Here is a 23,386-nt window from a genome sequence, read left to right as displayed (position 1 = left end):
CGAATGTCTCTCAAATCATGTGCAACAGGAATTGTAGGAATGAAATTGATTGTGTTTCACTTAAAAAGGCCGATTGGTTCTGTTTTCAAATCGGCCTTTTTCCTCCCAAAATTGAGCTGAGTTTTCAATTATGATACATACAAAAAACAAACACGCGGCCAGAGGAAGGATTACCCCTGGACCTCAGCTTTTTTCAGCGTACTCTGTTTTTTTTGATTCTTTGCGGCGGCTTTTCTCTTCCATTTCTCCTCCCGAAGCGCCAACTCAAAGACCTCATTCAAATTATTAACAAAGTGAAAGGTCATCTGCTTGCGGGCTTGCTCGGGAATTTCCTCAAGATCCTTTTTATTCTTTTCCGGAAGAATAATGGTGCTGATACCCGCTCGTTTGGCGGCCAAAACCTTTTCCTTAATCCCGCCTACGGGAAGAACTTTCCCCCGCAGGGTAATTTCCCCGGTCATGGCCAGATCATTCCGTACCGGTGTATCGGTCAGAAGCGAAAGCAGCGCCGTGGCAATGGTTACACCGGCCGAAGGCCCGTCTTTGGGAATAGCACCTGCCGGGACATGGATGTGAATATCAACCTTTTCGAAAAAATCCTCTTTAAGACCGTAGTCCCGCGCGTGGGCCCGAATGTAAGAAAGGGCTGCCTGAGCGGATTCCTTCATCACGTCACCCAGCTGTCCGGTTAAAAGAAGCCCTTTGCTCCCTTTCATTTTTGACGCTTCAATGAACAGAATATCGCCGCCCACCGGCGTCCAGGCCAGTCCGGTGGCCACACCGGGTTCCTGAATGCGTTCGGCCACATCGAAGAAAAAGCGCGGAGGCCCCAGAAACTCGGGAATGCGCTTTGCGGTAACCACCTCTTTTTGGGTCTTTTCCTCCACAATCCACATGGCCACCCGACGACAAATATTGGCGATTTCGCGCTCCAGATTCCGAAGACCGGCCTCTTTGGTGTACTCGCGCACGATTCGTAAAACGGCGTCGTCTTCAATTTTCAATTGCGTTTTCCGAAGGCCATGGGCTTTTATTTGTCGCGGAATCAAATATTTTTGGGCAATCAGGAGTTTCTCTTCTTCAATGTAGCCGGGCAGCTCCAGCACTTCCATCCGGTCGCGCAGAGCCGAAGGAATCGGATCCAGTAAATTGGCCGTTGTGATAAACATGACTTTGCTCAAATCGAACGGCACGTCCAGATAGTGATCCACAAAGGTGTTGTTTTGCTCCGGATCCAGAACCTCAAGCAGGGCAGAGGAGGGATCTCCCCTGAAATCCATGCCCAATTTATCCACCTCATCCAGCATAAACACGGGATTGTTCGAACCGGCATTTCGAATCCCCTGAATGATTCGGCCGGGCAAAGCCCCGATGTAGGTCCGTCGGTGGCCGCGTATTTCCGCCTCATCACGCACTCCGCCCAAAGAGATTCGCACAAATTTCCGCCCCAATGCCCGGGCGATAGAGCGCCCAAGCGAGGTTTTGCCGACACCCGGAGGGCCCACAAAACAAAGAATAGGCCCTTTCATATCCGATTTTAACTTCCGCACGGCCAGATATTCGAGGATGCGTTCCTTTATTTTTTCCAGATCATAGTGATCCTCATCCAGTACTTTTCGGGCTTTGGCAATATCCAGGTTGTCCCGCGTCGATTTTGCCCAGGGGATGGCAATCAGCCAATCCAGATACGTGCGGGCAACGGTGTATTCGGCGGCTCCGGGCGGCATTTTAGCCAGACGATCCAATTCCCGCATGGCTTCTTTTTCGGCCTCTTTCGGCATTTTGGCCTTTTTTATTTTCTCCCGAAGCTCCTTGATTTCCATGGTGCGCTCATCTTCCTCACCCAGCTCTTTTTTGATGGCTTCCAGTTGCTGACGGAGGAAATATTCCCGCTGATTTTTGCTCAGCTCCGACTGTACTTTGCTCTGAATCTTATTTCCAATCTCCAGAACTTCCAATTCCCGATTGATGAACACCGTGAGTTTTTCCAGACGGCGTTTTACATCGATGAGCTCCAGGATTTCCTGTTTTTCTTCAAGACTCAAATTAAGATTGGAGGCAACCAAATCGGCCAGTTTCCCGGGATCATGAATATTCATGACGGCAATTTGAAGCTCATCGGGAAGGTGAGGAACCAGCGAAACGATCTTTTGGAATTGAATGGTCACATTCTTTGCCAGCGCTTCCAGCTCCAGGCTTTCTTCAATCACGTCATGCAGGGGCCGGACACGGGCCTTGAAATAGGGGGTCATCTGTAAATAGTCGACAATCTGAATCCGGCTCATTCCCTGTACCAGGATTCGCATGGAGCCGTCCGGCAGTTTCAACATTTTCAGTATGGTAGCAGCCGTTCCGTAATCAAACAAGTCCGAGGGTTTCGGATCTTCAATTTCGGCTTTCTTTTGTGCCACCAATCCCAAAATGCGATCCTGGTTCAGGACATCTTCAATCAATTGAATGGATTTGGGACGGGCCACAAAAAGAGGGGAAACCATGAAGGGATAAATAACCGTGTCCCGAAGAGGCAAAATAGGAATTTCTCTTGGAATTTTTATTTGCTCAATTTCATCTTCATCTTTTATTTCGGAAATGGCTTCTTCATCCAGCCGCTCTTCAAGGGGAGTTGTTTCTTCATCAAATCTATCAACACTCATCTGCTGAATTCGTCGCATAGTTTTTCCCTCCAATTGGCCTGTTCATAAATTAGTCTTCAATGGGAACGTGCACGGGGCCCTGCATTTTCGAATCTGATTTTGGTACCACGATCTTTAGAATCCCTTTGTTGTATACCGCCTTCACATGCTCACCATCCAATTCCTGAGGTAATTCAATACTACGCGAGAATTTCCCGTAACTAATCTCCATTAAATGGAAGTGCTCTCTTTCCTCCGGAACTTCATCCATTCGATATCCACGAATGGTTATTGTCCGATTGTCCAATTGAAGCCGAACATCTTCAGGCGAAACGCCGGCTATTTCCACTTTAATAATATAGGCATCCCGGGTTTCATACACATCGATGTGAGGTGTCCAACCCGATTTGGACATCATCAGCAGCGGATTTTTTGAGACGAAGAAGTCTTTTAAAAGTCGTTCAACCTCTTTGTCCATTTTATTCGTTTCGCTCTGAAAATATCTGAACGTTGTATCTTTGAAAGGCATGGTGAAACCTCCTGTCTAAATTTGTTTTTCACCAAAAGCTCGAAGAGTTTCAGAATGGAATCCGTACACAAGCCCCGCACTCACAGCGAAACCGCTGATCCCGCAACACCATAATCCACAGTTGGTTTTACGAATTGGAACGGCTTCAATGATGATTTTTTTAAAAATATATAAAAAAATCCGGTAGAATACCAGAAATTTTTAAAACTCAAGATATTGCAGCAAAACGGATTTAAGATAGTACGTTTCAGGAATAGTCAGCAGGATGGGATGGTCCAGAGGCTGCATGATCTTTTGTAACACCTGAAACGAGCGGTGAACGTCTGCGGCCGCCTGAAAAAGAACGTGATGAAATTGGTTTTCCGAGAGATTGTGAGAACACGACGAGGTCAATAAATAGCCATTTGGATTTAAAAGCCGCATGGCTCTGAGATTAATTTCTTTGTAGCCCCGCAGGGCCCCTTCGATGGCCTTTTTGCTCCTTACAAAAGCCGGCGGATCGAGAATAATCACATCAAACTTTTCACCCTCTTTATCGAAGTGTTTCAAGAGATCGAAGACATTTTCCGGGCGAAAGGTTATTTTATCCGCCACATGGTTCCGACGTGCGTTTTCCCGGGCCTGTTCAATAGCGGTTTCGGAAATGTCTACGGCAATGACTTCTCTTGCACCGCCCTTGGCCGCCGAAACGGAGAACCCGCCGGAATAGCTGAAACAATCCAAAACCCGTGCACGGGCACTGATCTGACGTACAAGCAGGCGGTTGTCCCGTTGATCTAAAAAGAAGCCGGTTTTTTGACCTTCGCGCACGTCCGCAAAAAAAGTAAGCCCGTTTTCCAAAAATTCCACCCGTTCAGGAACGGACCCCCACACGTCCTGTTTGAGCAGAGGAAGTCCTTCGAAGGTACGCTGCCTGGCATCGCTGCGCTCGAAAATTCCCGCAGGCTGAAAAAGCTGAACCAGCACATCTACAATTTCGTTCCTGAATCGTTCTATTCCCAATGTGAGAATTTGCAGGACAAAAATGTCCCCGTAGCGATCAATAATTAACCCGGGAAGAAAATCGGCTTCTGAAAAAATTACACGGTAGGCATTTGTTGCTTGTAACAGGGGGTGGCGCCGTTGAAAGGCACGGTGAATGCGATTTTTAAAAAACTCAAAATCAATGGGTTCACGCTTTCGGGTAAGAAGGCGGACTACAATATTGGAGTGATGATTAAAATACCCCCGCCCCAGGAAATCCCCGCGATAGGACTCAACCTCCACAATATCCCCGTCTTTAAGGGGGCCCTTTGTTTTCAGCAGCAGGCTCTCAAAAATCCAGACGTGCCCCGCTAAAATTCGTTTCTCGGCACCCCTTTTTAAAATGACCCGCGCAAAAGAAGACATTAAAAACGGATCTCTTCAGACCGTTGAAAGATCATTCGTACCATTCAAAGACCTCTTTCGGAATGTTGCCCGCCCCTCTGAAATCTTCTCCCCGGCGCATATTCTTTTCTTCCTGTTGCTGGCATTCCCGGCACAATCGCGCGGTTGGAATCGCTTCCAGGCGTTCCTGATTAATTTCCTGGCCACATCGTTCACAGATGCCGTATGTGCCTTTTTCAATCTTGATCAGCGCATCTTTAATATCTTCCAATTCCTTGGCCAAGCCGCTTTCCCGTGCAATCATTGAGGAAACCGCACTGTCTACCGTCACGCGATCGACCCAATCGGCAGCCGGGGCGCTCTGCAATTGATCGATGTCCTCCACACTTGCGCCTGCATCGCTCAGTAATTCACGTTGGCGATCCAGCAGAAGTTCGCGAATTTTTTCAAGCTGCTTTTTATCCATAGCCCTCACCTCACTCTGTTTCTGTTCAGATTTTAAATTTTGTTACCAATCATTCCAGACCTCTTCCGGGTCACTCAGAGAATTACCCTTTTTATAAAATGTAGCATTTGTACGATGGATGCAAATCCCGGGTTCCCAATAAAATTCAGAAATCACTCGTTTTTGTTTCTCACAGGTGAAAAACATGTTTTACCCTCTGTTTTCTCAAGCGTATACAACACGTTTTAAAAAGATCATCTGTATTAATTCTATGTCGACCACTTTTTAATCTACTTTACCCCGTTGCATTCAAATGATGTGTTTTTTGCCCATTTAAAAGCATGCCATTCAACCGATAGTACGAATCGATCGCAAAACGCCCCGGAGCATTTCCTGCCAAAACCGAATCGCGGAATGCCCGGAAAGCCATTATCACGGCGGGACTTTTCGCGAACAGCCGGGATAAAAAACATCCGGGTTCCTCGGGTGTAGGCTCTACCGGCGAGGGAGGCGGCTGCGTTTGTGTAATGGCCGCGTAAACGTCAAGGCGCCCCTTGCCTTCAATGTTTTCATCGTTGGTGTGAAGATTGACCGCGTACTCTTTCAGCCGAGCCTTAAGCTCGGCTGGTGTGATGTCCGGATATTTTTGTTTGATCAGCAATCCGCAGCCTGCCGCAAGCGGGGTGGCCATACTGGTTCCTGAAAGCTCCGTGTAATATTCGTTGATGACGTGCCCCAATGCCGTCCCCTTGGCGCGCCCGGCGATGATATTGACACCGGGAGCAACAATGTCCGGCTTTTTCAGACCCTCATAGGTGGGTCCTCTGGAACTGAAATCGGCCACATGGTCGGAATCATCTGAGGCACCTACGGTAATGACTTTGGGGGACACGCCCGGCGTGGAAATGGTTTTGTACGCCGGCCCCTCATTTCCTGCCGCACAAAAAACAGGGATTCCGGAATCCACTACGGCGTCCACTGTTTGCTGTAAAATATCCCGGACTCCCGGCTGGGCTTTTCCGCCCAGACTCAGAGAAACGGCGTCCACACCCTCATCTACAAGCCATTCAATTCCGTCGGCAATATCGCTGGCCATTCCCGTCCCGTCGCTTTTCAGTCCTTTTGCCATTACGACTCGTGCTTCCGGAGCAGCCCCGGTGTACTTCCCGTCGGATGCGTGACCATTACCCATGGCAATTGTCGCCACGTGAGTTCCGTGACCGTTGCCGTCGTAGTCGCCTTCGCCGGAAAAATCCTTTGTTGCAGAAACACGTCCCTTTACGTCGGGATGATTCACATCCAGTCCCGTATCGCAAATTCCGATGGTCATTCCTTCCCCCTTTTCCCCCTGTTCCCAAACCAGATTGGCCCGAACCTTGGGAATTGCCTTGTCCAGGAGCGCTTTCACCGGAAAATCATCGTACACCTCCAGCACGGTGATCCCCGGTGCCGGCGGCTTCAGCAGAGCTTCCGTGGTTACCGTTTCAGGAACATCCACTTTGTACAGACCCGTTAATTTCATCCGTTTCAGAACTTTAATTCCCTGAGGTTTCAGCTTTTCTTCCAATTCTTCCAATGAAAGGTCTTCCTTGCATCGGATATACTTAATCATGGTTCCTCCTTCCGAAACCTCCCTCAAATGCAGGTCTTAGATGCCGTTTACGGGGACATTTCATTTTGTTGGACTGAAAAAAACACTTCTTTGAGAAAGAACGAATTTTTGGGTTTTAATATATACGATACAAAATTAAATTTGTCAAGAGTTTTTTGAAATTTCTCTATGCGCGGATCTGCTGTGTGATTTTGGGAGAAGATAAATAGCTTTTCAGAAAATGTCCGGTGTGGGAGTGCGGATTCAGGGCGATCTCCTCCGGGGTTCCTTCTGCCACAATTTTTCCGCCGGCGTCGCCGCCCTCCGGACCCAGATCAATTATGTAATCGGCAGATTTGATGACGTCCAGATTGTGTTCAATCACCAAAACAGAATTGCCGGCTTCGATAAGACGATCGAAACTTCCCAGCAATTTGAAGATGTCTGCCGGGTGCAATCCGGTGGTAGGTTCATCAAAAATATAGAGGATGTGTTGATTGGCTTTCACTGAAAGATGGGCGGCTAACTTGATGCGTTGGGCTTCACCGCCCGAAAGCGTTGTGGCCGGTTGGCCCAGCTTAAGGTACCCCAGCCCCACATCTGCCAGCAGCTGAAGCGGCCGCGTGACCCGGGGATATTCTTCAAAAAACGTCAGCGCCTCATCCACGGTCATGTCCAGCACATCAGCGATTGTTTTCCCCCGGAAGGTTACCTCCAGAATGTCCCGCGTGTACCGATTCCCCCCGCAGGCTTCACAGGTCAGGTAAACGTCCGAAAGAAATTGCATGTCTACTTTGACCACTCCGGCCCCTTCACACACCTCACAGCGCCCGCCCTTAACGTTGAACGAAAATCGCCCGGGCTTGTACCCCCGGATTTTGCTCAGCCGTGTTTCGGCAAAAATCTGACGAATTCCGTCAAAGGCTTTCAGGTAGGTTGCCGGGTTGGAACGCGGTGTGCGCCCAATTGGCGATTGATCCACCAGAATTTCGCCATCCAGTTTGTCCCACCCCTCAATGGATTCGTGCGCCCCCACGTGTCCGCTCCATGAGCCGCGTAATTTCCGGAGCCCTGCAAAAAGAACATCGTGCACAAGAGTACTCTTTCCCGAACCGGAGACTCCTGTAACCACGCAAAACACGCCCAGCGGAAATCGGACATCAAGGGATTTGAGATTGTGTTCGCGGGCCTTTTTAACCACCAGAAAATCTCCCGATCCTTTTCGGCGTTTCTGCGGAACCGGAATTTCCAGATCCCCCCTCCAAATACCGACCGGTCGGAGAATTTGGGTGATGCAAAAGCCCGGAGAGCTCCCCTGCGTAAAGAATTTCCCCGCCGTTTTCGCCGGCACCGGGTCCGAGGTCCACAATAAAATCCGCCTCCCGCATCACGTCCGGGTCATGCTCCACAACAATTACCGTATTTCCGAGATCGCGAATTTCTTTCAATACGGTAATCAGGCGCCGGGTATCACGCGGGTGAAGTCCCACGGTCGGTTCATCCAGAATGTACAGACTGCCGGAAAGCTTCGACCCCAGGGCCGTCGCCAGATGGATGCGCTCCATTTCGCCGCCGGAAAGGGTGGAGGAGCGGCGATTGAGCGTCAGGTAATCCAGACCAACCTCCAACAAATAGCTCATCCGGTTCAGAATTTCCTTTTTGATCTGCCCCGCAACGGCCGCCTCTTGCTCGGAAAGTTTGGTTTCCTTCAGGAAGTGAAAGGCCTCTTTGATACTCATCGCTGCAATTTGGCCGATGTGTTTTCCCCCCACAAAAACAGTAAGGGCTTCCGGACGGAGCCGGGTGCCGCCGCAATCGGGACATCGGGTGTAACCCCGGTACCGGCTCACAAACACCCGAACACCAATCTTGTATTTCTTCCGTTCCAATTCTTTAAAAAAGCCGCGGATGCCCGGGAATGTCCCCCTGCCGTTAAAAATAATTTCCCGTTGTTCGGGAGTCAGTTCTTCAAACGGAACATCCAGCGGAATTCCAAATGTCGGCGCAACTTCTTCCAGCCATTCCAGCATGTACGCATTGGATTTGGTATTCCAGGGCTCAATGGCCCCCTGGCGGAGGGTCTTTTGGGGATTGGGAACGACACGGTCAAAATCGATTCCAATCACATCCCCAAAACCGCGGCAGGTGGAGCACGCTCCATAAGGATTGTTGAACGAGAAAAGCCGGGGCTGGGGCTCCGGAAATAGCCGCCCGCAGCGAGGACATCTGCGTGCTTCACTAAACCGGTAGGACAATCCGTCTTCCACCTGAATACTCACGGTGCCGCGTCCAAACTCCAAAGCCAGCTCCAAGGATTCCATCCACCGCGATTCGGCTGTCGTCTGAATCGGCAGACGATCCACCAGAACATCCCACTGGACACACTCCGGCGGGAAATTCTTCACATCCCGGAGGCGCAGCGGTTTTCCATCGACCCAAACCCGGTGAAAGCCATTTTGGATCAGCCAACTTCGGTAGTCTAAAGCCGACTGGTTTTCCGGAGGTGAAAATTTAAATCCGACTAAGGCCGTTTTTCCCAGATGGCGGGATACCAAAAGTTGAAAAATGGCCTGACGCGTGTACGGTTTGACTTCAATCTGGCAGACGGGACAGATGGTTTTCCCGACCCGGGCAAACAGGAGACGAAGATAATCGTAGATTTCCGTGGCCGTTCCGACGGTGGATCGGGAGGTTCGCACCGTATTTTTCTGTTCAACGGCAATTGCCGGCGAGATCCCGCTGATTTCATCCACATCGGGTTTGTCCATCCGTTCCAGAAATTGCCGGGCGTACGCGGAAAGGGATTCCACATAACGGCGCTGTCCTTCCGCATAAAGCGTGTCAAATGCCAGGCTGGATTTCCCGGAACCGGAAACGCCGGTTACGACGATGAACGCATTCCGGGGTAAGTTTAGTGTAATATTCTTGAGGTTGTGTACCCGTGCTCCCCGGATCACAATGGACTGAATCATGATGACCTGACTTCCGAAGCCGGGCGATTTTCGGGGGTTTAGCACACCCGGAAAACGCCTCTATTTTTCCTCCAACTCTGTTAAAAGTGCGGCGATCTTTGCCCGTAGAATATCAATGGCGACAAAATTCATTCCCCCTTCCGGAATAATGATGTCGGCGTACCGCTTTGTAGGCTCCACAAACTGAAGGTGCATGGGGCGAACGCTTTCTTTATATTGCCGAACCACCGATTCCATGCTGCGGCCGCGCTCTTTCGTATCCCGCATAAGGCGCCGGATAAACCGAATGTCCGCATCGGTGTCCACATACACTTTAATGTCCATTAAATTGCGGAGTTCCGGATTGTAAAGAATGAGAATGCCTTCCAAAATAATAATATCATGCCCGCCAATTTCCCGGGTTTCGTTTTTTCTCAGGTGAATGGTAAAGTCGTAAATGGGCTGTTGAATCGTTTTTCCGGCCAACAGGTCTTTTATATGACGAAGCAGCAGGTCGGAGTCGATGGCATCCGGGTGGTCAAAATTTTGCTTGGCCCGTTCCTCAAACGGAAGATGAGACAGGTTTTTGTAGTAGGCGTCTTGCTGAAGAATAACCACGCGATCGGAACCCAAATCGCGAAAGAGGTTTTTGGCAACCAATGTTTTTCCGGAGCCGGTTCCCCCGGCAATTCCAATCAAAATTCGTTTCTTCACATTTTCCTCTGATGGGTTATCGGTCCAAAAAATTCTGATCAAATGCGGCGGGAAACAACTCCCGCAGTTCGTATTCTTTCACATCCCCTTTTTTATTGGCCAGGATTACTTTCAGGTCCGGGGCAAAATCCCACAAAACCTGACGGCACGCCCCGCACGGGGGACACAATTCATCGGCATCCGTAACAATTGCGATGGAATCAAAATCCCGTTCCCCCTCTGAAAGGGCCTTGAAAAGGGCCACACGCTCGGCACAAATGGTCAGGCTGTACGAACTGGACTCGATGTTAATGCCGCTGTAAACCTTACCGGATTTAGTCAAAAGAGCTGCGCCCACATTAAAGTTCGAATAGGGTGCGATTGCTTCTTTTTGGGCGTCTTTTGCTTTTTGGATCAAGTTTTTTGGTGTCATGAAAGCCTCTTTCTTTTCAGCCAAAAAAAATCCGAGGTTTAATCAGCCTCGGATTCTTTTGGGAATGCGATCATCATTTACTCAAAATGGTAAATCATCCGATGCGGCCATTTCGTCATCCGATGCCGTGGGGGACGCCGCCACATCAGAAGAAGAAACGCCTTCACGCCTGCCCAGCATTTGCAAAGAATCAGCTACAATTTCCGTCGTGGTTCGTTTGTTTCCATTCTGATCTTCCCAGGTCCGGGTTCGGAGTCGACCCTCAATGTACACCTGGCTGCCTTTTTTCAGGTACTCGCCAACCGTTTCTGCCAGTTTCCGCCAGGCTACAATGCGGTGCCATTCTGTGTGATCCTGAAAATTTCCCTCTTTGTCTTTCCAGCGCTCATTGGTCGCGATGCTAAAACTCGCCACCGCGGTTCCATTGGGAGTGTACCGCAATTCCGGGTCTTTTCCAAGGTTGCCAATTAGGATTACTTTGTTTACTCCGTTCGCCATTTTTCCCCTCCTTACTGGGTTTAATGAAATGCAAGATGACATTCAATTGTAAGAATATTTTCCAAAGATGTCAAGAAAAATTTTGGGATTGCAACAATATTTTTGCAGAAACGCCTAACAGCCGGGGTGTCCTATTTTTTTTCATTTTTGGGTTGTGAACCCTTTCCCATGCTGAATTCCGGAAGAAAAGCCGGGCCGTTTTTATCCTCTACAAAAGACCGCACTTATCCTTTAACCACGCCAATCGGTACCAACTTGGCCACTTTCCGGGCAATGCCCGCGCCTTCCACCGCATCCACCACATCGGCTACGTCCTTGTAGGCTTCCGGGATTTCTTCTACCATCGTTGCCCGGCTGGCCGCCATGGAATAGATGCCGCGGTCCTCCAGCTCCCGGTGAATGGCACGCCCCTTTGCTGTTTTTTTCGCCTGGTGGCGGCTCATTCGTCGACCGGCTCCGTGGCAGGAAGAGCCGAACGTTTCCTCCATAGCTTGCCGGGTACCCACCAGAACAAAGGAGTACCGCCCCATGTCTCCGGGGATGAGAACCGGCTGTCCCACATCCCGATACGCCTCCGGCACGGCCGGATGCCCCGGACCAAAGGCACGCGTGGCTCCCTTCCGGTGAACAACCAATTCACGTTCTTGGCCGTCCACAATGTGGGTTTCCAGCTTGGCAATGTTGTGGGCCACTTCGTACACCGTTTGGAGGCCAATGTCGCGGGGCGAAAGGCCGAGCCCCATTTCGAAAGCTTCACGAATCCACTGGGAAATGACCTGCCGGTTCGCAAAGGCGTAATTGATCGCTGCATTCATCGCTCCAAAATACTCCTGACCTTCCGGGGATTGAAACGGCGCACAGCACAACTGTTTATCCGGCAAATCGATGCCGTATTTCTCCGACGCCCGAAGCATTTTCCGAATGGAATCGTCGCACACCTGGTGGCCAAATCCCCGGGAACCGGTGTGGACAATAACGGCAATTTGCCCCGGAAACAGACCAAACGCCCGGGCAGCGGTTTCGTCGTAGATCTCGTCCACCACATCCACTTCCACAAAGTGATTACCGGAACCGATGGTGCCCAGTTGAGGGCGGCCGCGCGTGTAGGCTTCAGCACTCACGGCTGCTGGGTCGGCGTGAGGCATTTGTCCGTGCTCTTCAATGAACTCCAGATCGTCTTCCGAACCAAAACCTTTTTCAACCGCCCAACGCGCACCCTTCACCAGTACGTTACGCCCATCTGAATCGCTCAGTTTAAGCGGCCCTTTAGACCCCACCCCGGAGGGCACACGGGCAAAAATGGCAGCCACCAGATCACGAATTTTGGGCTGCACATCTTCGCGGGTGAGATTGGAACGCAGCAGACGCACGCCGCAGTTGATGTCGTACCCCACGCCGCCGGGCGAAATGATACCGTTCTTCACGTCAAAAGCGGCCACCCCACCGATGGGAAATCCGTAGCCCCAGTGGATGTCCGGCATGGCCAGCGAGTATTTTACGATTCCCGGAAGATGCGCCACATTCATGACCTGTTTCGGACTCTCGTCCGATTGAATCTCGCGCAGCATTTTCTCAGAGGCGTAAATCCGCCCGGGAACCCGCATTTTCCCCTCGCGGGGGATCTCCCAGACGTAATCGCGGATTTTCTTGAATTCCATCGTTCTCCTCCTTTTTTGCGCGAATGATCAACCTTGCGAAGGTTTTGAAACCTTCGCAAGGCTGGATTTAAGATTTAACTGGGACCCAATCTAAAGATCGAAAATGATACGCGCGTACCAAACCCCATCACGCTTTTCTACCACCAATTGGTGGTAGGTCGCCGCTTTAATCTCCCGAAGAATTTCATGCCGCTGGGGGTCGAAAGGTTCCCCGCGCGCTGCGGCGTGCAGGGAAAAATCCTCCTTCACCTGCACCCGAAACTCGGCAAACAGCCAGCCCTCCGTTTCAAACTCGAAATTCAACCGGTTCAGCCACCGAATGAGCAATTCGTCTAACTGATCAGCCCGGAGTGAAAAGTTCCGCTCCGCTTTCGGCTGAACGGTTTCGGGCTCCGTCAGGACAGCCGTCAGGCCGCGGGCGGCCCATTCGAACAGTTCATTCAGCGAAGAGGCCAGAACCTCCAGCCCCATATCGCCGGTGTGTTCGAAAAATTGGTACCGAGGAATCGTGTTTTTCATGGGATTCTTTGGTCTTTTACATTCACCGGAATGGCGGTTAATTATTACCGGTCACTGAGCTTGCCAAAGTAATCGCTCGCACTTTTTCTCGCACTCTATTTTACTCCGGGCATTTCGACAAGCTCAATGCCCTTAGCCTCGCCGGTTGCTGAGCCTGTCGAAGCAACCGCTTACATCTTTTCTGCAGTATCTGTTTTTCCAAACTGCGTGTAATTTTTGGATAAAAGAGGCAAATCCTGCTGCCTTTCTTCTATCAATGCCCGTTTCTTTTTCCGACTCCAGCCCTGCACTTGTTTTTCGCGATAAAATGCTTCGTCAATTCTGTTATATTCTTCATAGTAAACCAATTTCACCGGCAGTCTTTTCTTCGTATAATTAGCACCGATCGAATTTTGATGCTCCCACAGTCTTCTTTCCAAATCCTTGGTGCTGCCAGTATAATACGTGCCATCCGCACATTCCAGAATGTACATATAGCCTTTGCTCATTGGCATTCACCTTTTTACTCCGGGCATTTCGACAGGCTCAATGCCCTTGGCCTTACCGGTTGCTGAGCCTGTCGAAGCAACCGGCGAACAGCGGGGCCCTTACTTCTTTTTGTTATTTATCTTCGTTGCAGCTCATTTTGTAAATTGTACCACAAAGGCCCAGTAAAATTTATACAGAAAGGGCATTCTTTCGATCATTTTTTGATCAATTTTCTCGAGTGTCTCAGCATATTTTCCCAAAAATGGCAATCGACTCAACTTTCGTAAGAACAGGAAATAGTTTATCTGGGTTAAGGAAAAACGCTTCCCGAGTTCCCGGATTTCTTTGTCTGTTAATTGAGAACCGCCTGGTGATTCGAGGCATTTTACTGGAAAAAGGCTCCTTAAAAAAATAAGTTCCTTAAACGGAATTCGAGGTTCTATAAACAGAGCCTTACCTCCTTTTTTTAAAACCCGAAAAATTTCCTTCCCTCCCAATTCCAGATTCAGATGATGTAAAACACCCAAACCTATCACCCAATCAAAAAAATCCGAATCAAAATCCATTTCCTGAGCAGACATTACCTGAAAAGTGACCTTGTCACTGACATGATTAAACGCTGCATTCCGTCGGGCCAATTCAATCATTTTTGGAGAAATATCAATTCCGTAAACGTCTGCCCCTTGTTTTGCCAGCCGAACAGATGTAAATCCATGACCACAGCCAATATCCAAAATTCTTCTATTCCGAATTTCAGAAAATAGGGAATAGAAAAAACGATGGCTCGCAGGCATGGGTTCATTCTCATCATATCGAAAAAGCGCCTCATCAAAATTGGCCAAGAATTTCTTTGCCTCTGTGTCGTAAAATTCCTGTTCCAAACGATCTTTGAGATAAATATTTTCCTTTCTTTTCAAATGATTGTCATAAGAGTGTAGAATTTTCCTGGAATTCTGGAGGTAATTTTTAAAAAATTTTAGCATGATTTATTTCCTGGACTCAAGCTGGTTTTTGTAGGCAACATTGATCCTTTCTTACATTTTTAAATCGTTTTAAACACCTCAGCCACAGATCTGACAGGTTTTGAATAACTTAAAGGGCCTGAATCGGTCTTTCATTTTTGGGAGTCATTTTTTCGACAGAAAAACAAGGATTCTTTTAAAACTCCCCAATCCTTAGCCAGCCGCCCGGGATTTTAGCTATTTCTGAACTCGGTAAACGCGTGAAACAGCCGCCAGGCCGTCACTGGCAACCTGTTTCCAATAAGTTGGCGCTTCTCTTTTCTTAAACGCGTAGGTTCTCAAATCGAGCAAATAGCGATATTCTTTCCACATTTCTCGCGTGACGTACTCCCGCACGAATTTGCCGTTTTTGGGTAATTTTTTATTTCTAAATGCCGGCATGAGTTTGTAAGAAATTTCCTCTTTCGCCAACTCGTCCAACCAGGGAGCCGGAAGCGATTGCATGAAGGCAACGGAAAAAACTGTGAGATCGGAATGAAGTGTGTTCGTATCCGCGTGACGAATGAAAAAAACAAAATCGGGAGAATTTTCGAAATCAACAATCTGAACCCAACCCGTTTCCTCCAGTGCCTGCTTCAACCCGGATGTCGTGGCAGGGTTCCAATCCTTTCGGGAATCGAACGACACAAGGGCAATTTTAGCTTTCCGCGGGATTCCCTGGGCCCAAAGATGGGCGGCAAAAACCAGAAATCCCAAGGCCAGGCTTATTCTCAAGATTTGATTGGCTGTGTTGTTTTTCATGGTACTGTACCTCCTCAATTGGTGTATTCTTTCGGGCGGCTGCTAAGGTGTACCAATTCTTGAGATTTGAAGCCCTCCTTTTGAATATTCTACTCTACATTTGAAAGAATTGTAATTGCTTCAGTACGTAGGCGCGAATGTCCTTGTGATCCGGCAAATCGACCAACAATTTTTTGTGGTCCAAAATGGGTTGGAGCAGCGGTTTGTAGGGCACACCGCAATCGCACACGGACCTGGGTTCCTGACCAAAAGGCACAACAACAGAAGCGTGACAGGAAGGGCACTGGTACACGTCTTTCCGACCCGAGGCCTTCCCCCGCTTGGCTATGGGCACGCCCTCAATTTCCACAATATCCATTGCAAAATCCAGCACGGACGCGCTGCTGATGGAGGTCCCAATCCCGTAGGCGTCCACCACTTCGTTTAATTCGGGAATTTTGTTTTCATCGATGCCGCCGGAAACGAAGATTTTCACATCCTTAAAACCGCGCAAATCCAGCTCCCACCGCACTTCTTTTAAAATGCTCAGAAAATCCCCCCGCCGCGAACCCGGCGTATCCAGACGAATGCCGAAAAGGTTTCCCTTCATGGCCTCGGCCACGCGCACGGACTCGAATTTTTCGTCGGTAAAGGTGTCAATCAAAGCCACACGCGCCACTTTGGGATCAATGACGCGGTCGAAGGCTTTGACCGCTTCCACGGTATCCCCTAAAATTAAAATCAGCGCGTGGGGAATGGTCCCTGCGGGCGGGATTCCCAGCAATTCCGCGCTTTTGATGACGGCCACGCCGTCACATCCGCCGATGTAGGCGTTGCGCTCAATCATGGGCGCCAGCACCGGATGCATGCGGCGGGCGCCAAAGCTGAGCACGGTTTTTTCGCCGGCAGCCTTTTTACACCGCGCCGCTTTTGTGGCCACACCGGATGCCTGACACAGCAGCCCCAAAATGGCGGTCTCGTACAGACCAAAATCCAGGTAATTTCCCTCAATCACCAAAACCGGCTCATTTTCCCGAAAAACGGTGCCCTCCGGCATGGCCCATGCCTGAATATTTAAATCCCGGAGCAGGTACACCACTTCCTCCAGACCGGCAAATACACCCCAGGTACGACCTTCCGGAAAGCGCTTGACCACAAACTCAGCCACCACGTGTTTGTCTTTCTTCTCCGCCTCAAGGATCTCCTTTGTCCGCGAAAAGTAAACGTCCACAACCTGTCCCGATTTGATCTCTTCTGGCGTGGCGATATGGAACTGCCGGCCTCTTTTGTCTTCTGTCATGTCGCTCCTCTAAACTTGATGATTCACCCAAATGGGTATCGCCGTCTCATTTTTCCAAGTGAATAAAAATGGATTCTTCCCCGAAAGCCTGCTGCAGGTTGGTCCCCCTTTTCAGATTTGCCAAACCGATCGGGATTATTTGCGTGAAGCGGGTTAATCGATGCGGTAGGGGGCATTCCAATAAAACCGTGTCATCCCCTCCCGGGTACCAAACCAAATATAATCACCATCCGGGAGAATAAATTGCACACGCTGATCCAAAAGTCCGTCAATTTGATTAAATTTCCGCCAGAATTTCCGGCGCTTACTGTATTTCAGAACCCCGTTTGTGGTGCCCAGCCAAACAGCCTTGGATGTGGCCCGGATGGTCAGAATCTCCACCCCGGGGACAAAATACCGCTCCGGCGGACCCAGCCATTTTTTCAACGTTTTATTGTAGACTTCCACGCCATAATTTGTGGCAAACCAGACCTCATCTCCACTGACCGAAACCGAATAAACAGGGGCATTTCCCGGCCCGTCGGCACCATAATAATATCCCCCTTTTTGATTTTTCTTATTGTACACATAAACACCATAGTTGGTAGCGGCCCAGAGTAAGTCGCCGTCCATTTCAAGATCGTACACGGTTACCCGATCCTGCGGCCGGGTGATGTGTTTCACGATGAGTGTGTCCCGTCCGGAGCGTGTTTTCTTGATCCGATCCAGGCCGTCTTTTGTTGCCACCCAAACATATTGGGAATCCAAAACCACATCGTAAATCTGACTGTTTTGTAATCCGTTGAAAATCGTAAAACTGTCCCAATTGTTTTTCTTGGAGTCCAATCGTGAAAGGCCGTCCAGCGTACCGAACCAAATGTAGCGGCCGTCCGGGGCAATAGACGTAACATCATCAGAACGAAGGCCCGTAATGTAGCGACCCTCGTAATAATCCCACTGGCCGGTTTTTCGATTCCAGTGTGTAATGCCCTGGATTTCATCTGTCTGATCTATCCCCCCGATCCACATGTCGCTGCCTTCGGTGGCTATGGCATTTACATTTTTCTGAAGTAAGCCGAAGGGAAGCATTTCCAAAAAATTGGTGCGCATGTTCGCTTTTGCGCTTCCCAACCCCCGGGTTCCCAGCCAGAGGGTCTGCCAGGGATCTTCCACGTAATACGTCACCTCAAAATTTCGATCATTCACATCCTGAAAATAGGGATGACTGGCATCCGGGAAAAAGAGCAAGGAGGAATTCATCAAAAAATTAGGAAGAGCCATCGATTTAAAGCCAAATTTTCCGAACCAGGAAATGGAATCCGCCGGAACCTGCGTAATCTCCTTCAAAGACACCGGAGTGAAGGTGCTGCTGTTCCGATTTCCTTTTAAGGCCCTGTTGCCCGTCGTAATCAGGTAAATGTAATTCTGATCAAAACCAATGGAATGTACTCTTTGGTTTCCCACCCCGATTTCCCGATAGCTGTAATTCGTCCACCGTCTGGAGGCCGGATCCCTGACGCAAAGAGCCAGGGCAGTGGTGCAATAAAGGGAACCGCTTTCGAAATCAAAAGCAACCGTCTGAATATTGTTGTCAGGAAGTCCGTCGCTCAAGGTAAAGGGCTCTACCCAACGATCCCCGTAGAAGTCGTAGCGGGCAATGCCCCCGGTTGTTGCAAAGTAGATGAACCGATTTCCGACGGCGATCGACTGTACGGTGCGGGTGTCCGTGTAGCTAATCCAATCCCCAACTTCGTATTTTGGGTTGGTACCCTGAATAAAGGACCGTGTTTGTGAATGGGCGGGGGCGCTTCCTGCAATCAGGAAAAGAATGAAAAATAATGCGCTTACTGTTCCCCAAAGGACATCGTTCTTCATGAGCAGTCCCTACAAGTTTTGAAGTGTTTTCAATGCGAGATAGGCCATAAATCCGGCCCCCACGGGTAAAGCGTCTTCATCGATGTTATACCGTGAATTGTGCCAGTATTCGGTAATTCCCTTTTCCGGATTTCCTGTACCCAATCGATAAAATGTACCTTTAACCTTTTGCAAATAGAATGAAAAATCTTCGCCGCCCATGCTGGGTTTAGGCACCTCTTTGACGTGTTCCGGCCCCAAAAATTCTTTCCCCGCTTCGACCAAAATATCCGTGGCCAACTCATCATTCATCAAAACCGGGTAACCGAAATCGTATTTCAATTCGTAATCGGCCCCATAGGCGCTGGTAATTCCCTTCAAAATCCGTTCCATCATTTCAGGAATCTGTTGTGTGATTTCGGGGTTCAGTGTCCGAACCGTTCCCAGCATGTTCACCTCATCCGGAATTACATTTGTCGCATGGCCCCCCTCGATTTTCCCAATGGTCACCACAATTTTTTCATTGGGATCCACCATTCGGCTTGGAATTTTTTGCAGAGCCATAACCACTTCGGCCGCGATGACAATGGGATCCACCGTAAGGTGAGGAGCGGCTCCGTGACCGCTTTTCCCCTTTATTTTGATGCGGATTTCGTCGGGCTCCGCCATCATGGCCCCGTAGCGATAGCCAATATCCCCCGGGCGGAAACGGGGATCGCTGTGCAGTCCAAAAATCATGTCCACTTTGGGATTTTCCAGCGCACCGGCTTTGATCATCAGGGAAGCCCCACCGGGATTTTTTTCTTCACCCGGCTGAAAAATGAATTTAACGCTTCCCTGGATGTGGGACTTAAAATGATTGAGTATAATGGCCGCTCCCAGAGCAACGGTTGTGTGGGAGTCGTGCCCGCACGCATGCATGATTCCGGGATTCTGCGATTTGTAGGGCACATCATTTTTTTCCTCAATAGGCAGGGCATCCATATCCGCGCGTATGGCAACTACCTTCCCCGGCTTTTCACCTTCGACGAGAGCCACTACTCCCGTATTGGCCACACCTTTCTGATGAGGAATACCATAATCGGATAAAATCGTCGAAACATACTCCATTGTTTCGTACTCCTGGTACGACAACTCCGGATGTTCGTGAATATGCCGGCGAATTTCGATCAGTTTGGGGGTTAGCTCCTGTACAAATTGTTTGATTGCTTTCTTTAAATCAGTCGTCATATTTTTTCCTTTGTATGGTCCACGCAGCCTTCCGAAAGCTTCTATCCTTAGTTTTCGTTAAGGGCAACCGTTTCAAGATCGGACGAGCCCCTTTCCCGATTTCGCTGCCAGATGGCTTCAATCTGGCCATGACGGGCGCGAACGTGCAACACCAGATCGCCGTTCACATAATCACTTCCCAAAACCACCGTTTCCCGATAAATATCGGAAATGATGTCCTTGCTCTCCGGATCGACGGAGACATCCGTTTCGTAGAATTGTTCTTCAATAAAAGAGAGCAGTTTCTGACGCAGGTCGTTCAAAAAGATGCCCCTGACGGCAGAAATCGTAACGCTGTTGGGAAAATGTTTCTTCACGTACGCAATCCGCTTGCGGTCTTCCAAAAGATCGACTTTGTTGAAAACAAAAAGCACCGGTTTTTGGCCGATCCCCAACTCCTGAAGCACGTGCTTAACCGTGGCAATCTGTTCCCTAAATTGCGGATGACTGATGTCGACCACATGCAGCAGCATATCGGCCGAGGTGGTTTCCTCGAGCGTGCTTTTAAAAGAGGCCACCAGATGGTGCGGCAATTTGCGAATAAAACCCACCGTATCAATCAAAAGCAATTTTTGCCGCGGGTTCAGCCGAACCGATCGAACGGTAGGATCCAGGGTCACAAACAGCCGGTTTTCAACGGTTACGTGCGAACCCGAAAGGATGTTCAACAGGGTCGATTTTCCGGTATTCGTGTAACCGACCAGTGCAATCTTAAAGACCTCCTTGCGGCCCTTCCGCCGGGTTTTTCGCTGATTTTCAATTTTCTCCAGTTCATCGGACAATGCAGAGATGCGTTTTTTAATCAGTCGGCGGTCCACTTCCAGCTGGGTTTCGCCCGGACCGCGGGTACCGATTCCGCCCTCCTGTCGGGAGAGGTGCGTCCAGCGGCGGGTAAGCCGCGGCAGCAAGTACTGCAACTGTGCCAGTTCCACCTGGGTTCGTGCTTCCCGTGTTTTTGCACGCCGGGCAAAAATATCCAGGATCAGCGCACTTCGATCCAGAACCTTCACATGGGTTACATTTTCCAGATTGCGAACCTGAGCAGGAGAAAGATCATCATCAAAAATCACAAGGTTTGCCTCCAACTGTGAAACCAGACTCGAAAGCAGTGATGCTTTTCCTTTTCCAATAAAGTACGTGGGGTCGGCGCTTCGGCGGTCCTGTATCATCCGGCCCACCACATCCGCGCCGGCCGTATCCGCCAGCAGAGCCAGTTCATCCATATAATCTTCCACCTCCCAGCGCAGCTGGAAGGGCGCACGCGTTCCCACCAAGACGGCTTTTTCGCGCGCTTTTTGTGTTTCCTGTTGGATTGAATGCAAGATTTTCATAAATTTTTTAGGGCAATTCCTCCTTTGTTTGATCGTTCTTTCCCGGTGTCGTACGCGCCAGGATCATTTCCAACACCAATAAAATAAATGCTAAGTAGAGAAAATAGGGGGTCAGTTCTCTTCCAAAACGCGATTCCTTGATCTTTTGAGAAAAATTCCCATTGAGAGACAATTCCCACACATTTTTCCCCAGTATTTTTTTAACTTCGCGAGGGGTAAGCTGTTCCAAATTTGATTCCACGGGATCCGTATTAACCGCCCAGGTCTTCTTTTTTTCCCGTCCTTCAAACAGGGTGTAGATTCCCGGCTCATCGGTATTCCTGAACGTAACCAGACCGCTCCCCCCTCGAAAAACCGGCCGCACATCAACTTCCGTTCCATCCGGTTTTTTTATGACGATTCGCTGATCGCTTTCATTCACGGAGAATTCAATCGGCTCGCCTACCTTGTGCGCCACCGCCTGCAAATTTCCCATTGAAGACAAATAGCTCACGGTTCGATACATCAGCGGTGCAAAAATGGGTGTAAAAGCCCAGTCCGACCACTCCGGATTAACCCCGCTTGTGAATAAAAAAACATGTCCTTTTCCCACCGGACAATCCATCAGAAACGGGAAGCCGTTTCGATATTGAATGATTTCCTTGCTCTTCTTTGTCGGATCCATTTTCAGGGCCAGATAAAAATGCGGCGAATCAATTACGGGCTTTTTCTCGCGAAACATCCCCTGAAATATCGGGTGGTTGAAGTCGATACTCCCCCAGCTCAGGAACGAGTGTGTTTGAGCCGGGCGGCCGATTGTTTCTTTGAAAACGGGTAGTTCCAGCGGCGTCAGAAAATTTTCATTCACCAATTTGAGATCCATTGCGGCTCCCGGAATAAACACCAGGCGGCCTCCATTTTGAAGATAACGCCGGAGGCGATCCCGCTGGACTGCTTGAAACGGCGGAGGATCCACAAGAATTACAACCTGCTTGTCGTCGATCGAAATCCTTGCCGGATTCCAGGTGGCAACGTCCGTAATTGTAAATATCGTTTTTTGCTCTTTCTTAGGCAGAAGTGCCAAACGTACAAACCGTGTTTCCTGGGGGGACCCAATCAACAAAATGTTCACTTTATCCGGCACAAAAAATGTAAAATAGGCCACATTGTCCTGCAAAAGCGGATCATCATCGATTTCCACCTTGCCTTCCTGAAAGCGGCTGGTCTCAGGGGTTACGCCAAAAATTACCGGCCGAGTTGCCTGTGCATCCAGCGAAAGGCTGCTCTGCGCTACGCGTTTCCCCGACAGAAAAACCTGCACCAGACGATCGGGAGCATTTTCGCTGCCGTAATTTTTTACGCTTGCCTGGAATTTTACCGGGCGTCCCGGCTCAATAATTTGATCAAGCAGTTTTACCCCCGTAAAACCCAGGTTGGGCTGTGTGGTCGTTTTCAAAAAGAAAATGTAGGTTCGAATATCGGGAAACGTTTGAAGCGGCTTCAACGCCTTTGGAAAATTGGAACGCTGGAAATCCGAAATGATGTACAACTCTTTATTGGGATTTATTGATTTTTGAAGAATTCCGACCGCTTCCCGAATGGCCTCTCCCATTTTCCCCGGATACGCGGTCAGTGGTTCCTTCTTCAAAATATCCTTTACTTTCGAAACCGAAAAGAAATTTTTCTTCAGATGAAGTGCGGGTTCGGGAGTCGGAGACAAAAGCACGATTTCGTCTCCATCTTGGAGATTTTGCACCACTCTGAGGGCCGCCTTCCGGGCCAATTGGAACAACTGTCCCTGTTCCGTATCCGTCCCCATGCTCATGGAATTATCCAAAAGGATGACGGCCGTCGTCCGAACATTGGAACCCTTCAGTAAAAAGGACCGCGTTTTAATGGTCGGACGCGCAAAGGCCAGTACAAGCATGGCAATAATCAACGCGCGCAAAATAAGCAACAACCACTGGCGGAGTTTCATCCGGCGCATCTTCTTGTGCTGGAGCATTTTCAGAAACCGTAGTGAACTGAACTCCACCTTCCTGGTTTTTTGTCGGTTCAACAAATGGATAAGGAACGGAAGCGTAACGGCCAGAAGACCTATCAGGATAGAGCTATTCAAAAAACCAAACATCGTCGCGGCATTTCC

Annotated in this window: 18 protein-coding genes and 1 pseudogene; all 19 read right to left on the bottom strand. The window is 49.4% G+C overall.

Features of this window, described 5'->3' with window-relative positions:
* Window positions 1–170: 170 nt before the first annotated feature.
* Window positions 171–2,654, bottom strand: a complete 2,484-nt coding sequence (gene lon / locus GXO76_14440; protein ID NOY79047.1) for an endopeptidase La — start codon at window positions 2,652–2,654, stop codon at window positions 171–173.
* A gap of 49 nt (window positions 2,655–2,703) precedes the next feature.
* Entirely contained in the window at window positions 2,704–3,162 is a 459-nt protein-coding gene (locus GXO76_14435; GenBank protein ID NOY79046.1) for an Hsp20/alpha crystallin family protein, read from the bottom strand.
* Between the two features lie 201 nt (window positions 3,163–3,363).
* Complete coding sequence (locus GXO76_14430) at window positions 3,364–4,551, bottom strand: class I SAM-dependent rRNA methyltransferase (GenBank protein NOY79045.1); 1,188 nt, start codon at window positions 4,549–4,551, stop codon at window positions 3,364–3,366.
* A 31-nt stretch (window positions 4,552–4,582) separates the two neighbouring features.
* The gene (locus GXO76_14425) at window positions 4,583–4,996 is read right to left on the bottom strand and encodes a TraR/DksA family transcriptional regulator (GenBank protein ID NOY79044.1); all 414 of its coding nucleotides are present in this window, start codon (window positions 4,994–4,996) and stop codon (window positions 4,583–4,585) included.
* A 274-nt stretch (window positions 4,997–5,270) separates the two neighbouring features.
* Complete coding sequence (locus tag GXO76_14420) at window positions 5,271–6,587, bottom strand: S8 family peptidase (protein NOY79043.1); 1,317 nt, start codon at window positions 6,585–6,587, stop codon at window positions 5,271–5,273.
* A 166-nt stretch (window positions 6,588–6,753) separates the two neighbouring features.
* Window positions 6,754–9,538, bottom strand: a pseudogene (gene uvrA, locus GXO76_14415) (excinuclease ABC subunit UvrA).
* 60 nt (window positions 9,539–9,598) lie between these two features.
* The gene (gene udk, locus GXO76_14410) at window positions 9,599–10,231 is read right to left on the bottom strand and encodes a uridine kinase (protein NOY79042.1); all 633 of its coding nucleotides are present in this window, start codon (window positions 10,229–10,231) and stop codon (window positions 9,599–9,601) included.
* A 16-nt stretch (window positions 10,232–10,247) separates the two neighbouring features.
* Window positions 10,248–10,643: a cytidine deaminase gene (cdd, locus tag GXO76_14405; protein ID NOY79041.1), complete on the bottom strand. Its 396-nt coding sequence runs from the start codon at window positions 10,641–10,643 to the stop codon at window positions 10,248–10,250.
* Between the two features lie 81 nt (window positions 10,644–10,724).
* Window positions 10,725–11,141, bottom strand: coding sequence for a single-stranded DNA-binding protein (locus GXO76_14400; protein ID NOY79040.1), 417 nt, complete (start codon window positions 11,139–11,141; stop codon window positions 10,725–10,727).
* A 224-nt stretch (window positions 11,142–11,365) separates the two neighbouring features.
* A complete protein-coding gene (locus GXO76_14395) occupies window positions 11,366–12,799 on the bottom strand; it encodes an RtcB family protein (protein NOY79039.1) in 1,434 nt (477 codons plus the stop codon).
* A gap of 90 nt (window positions 12,800–12,889) precedes the next feature.
* A complete protein-coding gene (locus tag GXO76_14390; protein ID NOY79038.1) occupies window positions 12,890–13,318 on the bottom strand; it encodes an archease in 429 nt (142 codons plus the stop codon).
* A 170-nt stretch (window positions 13,319–13,488) separates the two neighbouring features.
* Window positions 13,489–13,791, bottom strand: a complete 303-nt coding sequence (locus tag GXO76_14385; protein ID NOY79037.1) for a GIY-YIG nuclease family protein — start codon at window positions 13,789–13,791, stop codon at window positions 13,489–13,491.
* A gap of 147 nt (window positions 13,792–13,938) precedes the next feature.
* Window positions 13,939–14,667, bottom strand: coding sequence for a class I SAM-dependent methyltransferase (locus GXO76_14380; protein NOY79036.1), 729 nt, complete (start codon window positions 14,665–14,667; stop codon window positions 13,939–13,941).
* A 318-nt stretch (window positions 14,668–14,985) separates the two neighbouring features.
* Complete coding sequence (locus tag GXO76_14375; protein ID NOY79035.1) at window positions 14,986–15,549, bottom strand: hypothetical protein; 564 nt, start codon at window positions 15,547–15,549, stop codon at window positions 14,986–14,988.
* 94 nt (window positions 15,550–15,643) lie between these two features.
* Window positions 15,644–16,828 carry a nicotinate phosphoribosyltransferase gene (locus GXO76_14370; GenBank protein NOY79034.1) on the bottom strand — a complete coding sequence of 395 codons (1,185 nt, stop codon included), beginning with the start codon at window positions 16,826–16,828 and terminating at the stop codon, window positions 15,644–15,646.
* Between the two features lie 153 nt (window positions 16,829–16,981).
* Window positions 16,982–18,682, bottom strand: coding sequence for a hypothetical protein (locus GXO76_14365; protein NOY79033.1), 1,701 nt, complete (start codon window positions 18,680–18,682; stop codon window positions 16,982–16,984).
* Between the two features lie 9 nt (window positions 18,683–18,691).
* Entirely contained in the window at window positions 18,692–19,891 is a 1,200-nt protein-coding gene (locus GXO76_14360) for an amidohydrolase (GenBank protein ID NOY79032.1), read from the bottom strand.
* A 47-nt stretch (window positions 19,892–19,938) separates the two neighbouring features.
* Entirely contained in the window at window positions 19,939–21,261 is a 1,323-nt protein-coding gene (gene hflX, locus GXO76_14355; GenBank protein ID NOY79031.1) for a GTPase HflX, read from the bottom strand.
* Between the two features lie 7 nt (window positions 21,262–21,268).
* A complete protein-coding gene (locus GXO76_14350; protein ID NOY79030.1) occupies window positions 21,269–23,371 on the bottom strand; it encodes a VWA domain-containing protein in 2,103 nt (700 codons plus the stop codon).
* Between the last annotated feature and the right edge of the window lie 15 nt (window positions 23,372–23,386).

This window comes from Calditrichota bacterium, assembly GCA_013151735.1.
GTDB lineage: Bacteria > Zhuqueibacterota > JdFR-76 > JdFR-76 > BMS3Abin05 > BMS3Abin05.
This window is presented reverse-complemented; position numbering and strand designations above follow the sequence as displayed.

What these genes read in the sequence shown, in the direction of transcription:
- GXO76_14420 (NOY79043.1), bottom strand. Translation starts at nt 6,587, where the DNA reads ATGATTAAGTATATCCGATGCAAGGAAGACCTTTCATTGGAAGAATTG.
- GXO76_14385 (NOY79037.1), bottom strand. Translation starts at nt 13,791, where the DNA reads ATGTACATTCTGGAATGTGCGGATGGCACGTATTATACTGGCAGCACC.
- GXO76_14400 (NOY79040.1), bottom strand. Translation starts at nt 11,141, where the DNA reads ATGGCGAACGGAGTAAACAAAGTAATCCTAATTGGCAACCTTGGAAAA.
- GXO76_14375 (NOY79035.1), bottom strand. Translation starts at nt 15,549, where the DNA reads ATGAAAAACAACACAGCCAATCAAATCTTGAGAATAAGCCTGGCCTTG.
- hflX (NOY79031.1), bottom strand. Translation starts at nt 21,261, where the DNA reads ATGAAAATCTTGCATTCAATCCAACAGGAAACACAAAAAGCGCGCGAA.
- cdd (NOY79041.1), bottom strand. Translation starts at nt 10,643, where the DNA reads ATGACACCAAAAAACTTGATCCAAAAAGCAAAAGACGCCCAAAAAGAA.
- GXO76_14435 (NOY79046.1), bottom strand. Translation starts at nt 3,162, where the DNA reads ATGCCTTTCAAAGATACAACGTTCAGATATTTTCAGAGCGAAACGAAT.
- GXO76_14395 (NOY79039.1), bottom strand. Translation starts at nt 12,799, where the DNA reads ATGGAATTCAAGAAAATCCGCGATTACGTCTGGGAGATCCCCCGCGAG.
- GXO76_14425 (NOY79044.1), bottom strand. Translation starts at nt 4,996, where the DNA reads ATGGATAAAAAGCAGCTTGAAAAAATTCGCGAACTTCTGCTGGATCGC.
- GXO76_14360 (NOY79032.1), bottom strand. Translation starts at nt 19,891, where the DNA reads ATGACGACTGATTTAAAGAAAGCAATCAAACAATTTGTACAGGAGCTA.
- lon (NOY79047.1), bottom strand. Translation starts at nt 2,654, where the DNA reads ATGAGTGTTGATAGATTTGATGAAGAAACAACTCCCCTTGAAGAGCGG.
- GXO76_14365 (NOY79033.1), bottom strand. Translation starts at nt 18,682, where the DNA reads ATGAAGAACGATGTCCTTTGGGGAACAGTAAGCGCATTATTTTTCATT.
- GXO76_14430 (NOY79045.1), bottom strand. Translation starts at nt 4,551, where the DNA reads ATGTCTTCTTTTGCGCGGGTCATTTTAAAAAGGGGTGCCGAGAAACGA.
- GXO76_14390 (NOY79038.1), bottom strand. Translation starts at nt 13,318, where the DNA reads ATGAAAAACACGATTCCTCGGTACCAATTTTTCGAACACACCGGCGAT.
- GXO76_14350 (NOY79030.1), bottom strand. Translation starts at nt 23,371, where the DNA reads ATGTTTGGTTTTTTGAATAGCTCTATCCTGATAGGTCTTCTGGCCGTT.
- GXO76_14370 (NOY79034.1), bottom strand. Translation starts at nt 16,828, where the DNA reads ATGACAGAAGACAAAAGAGGCCGGCAGTTCCATATCGCCACGCCAGAA.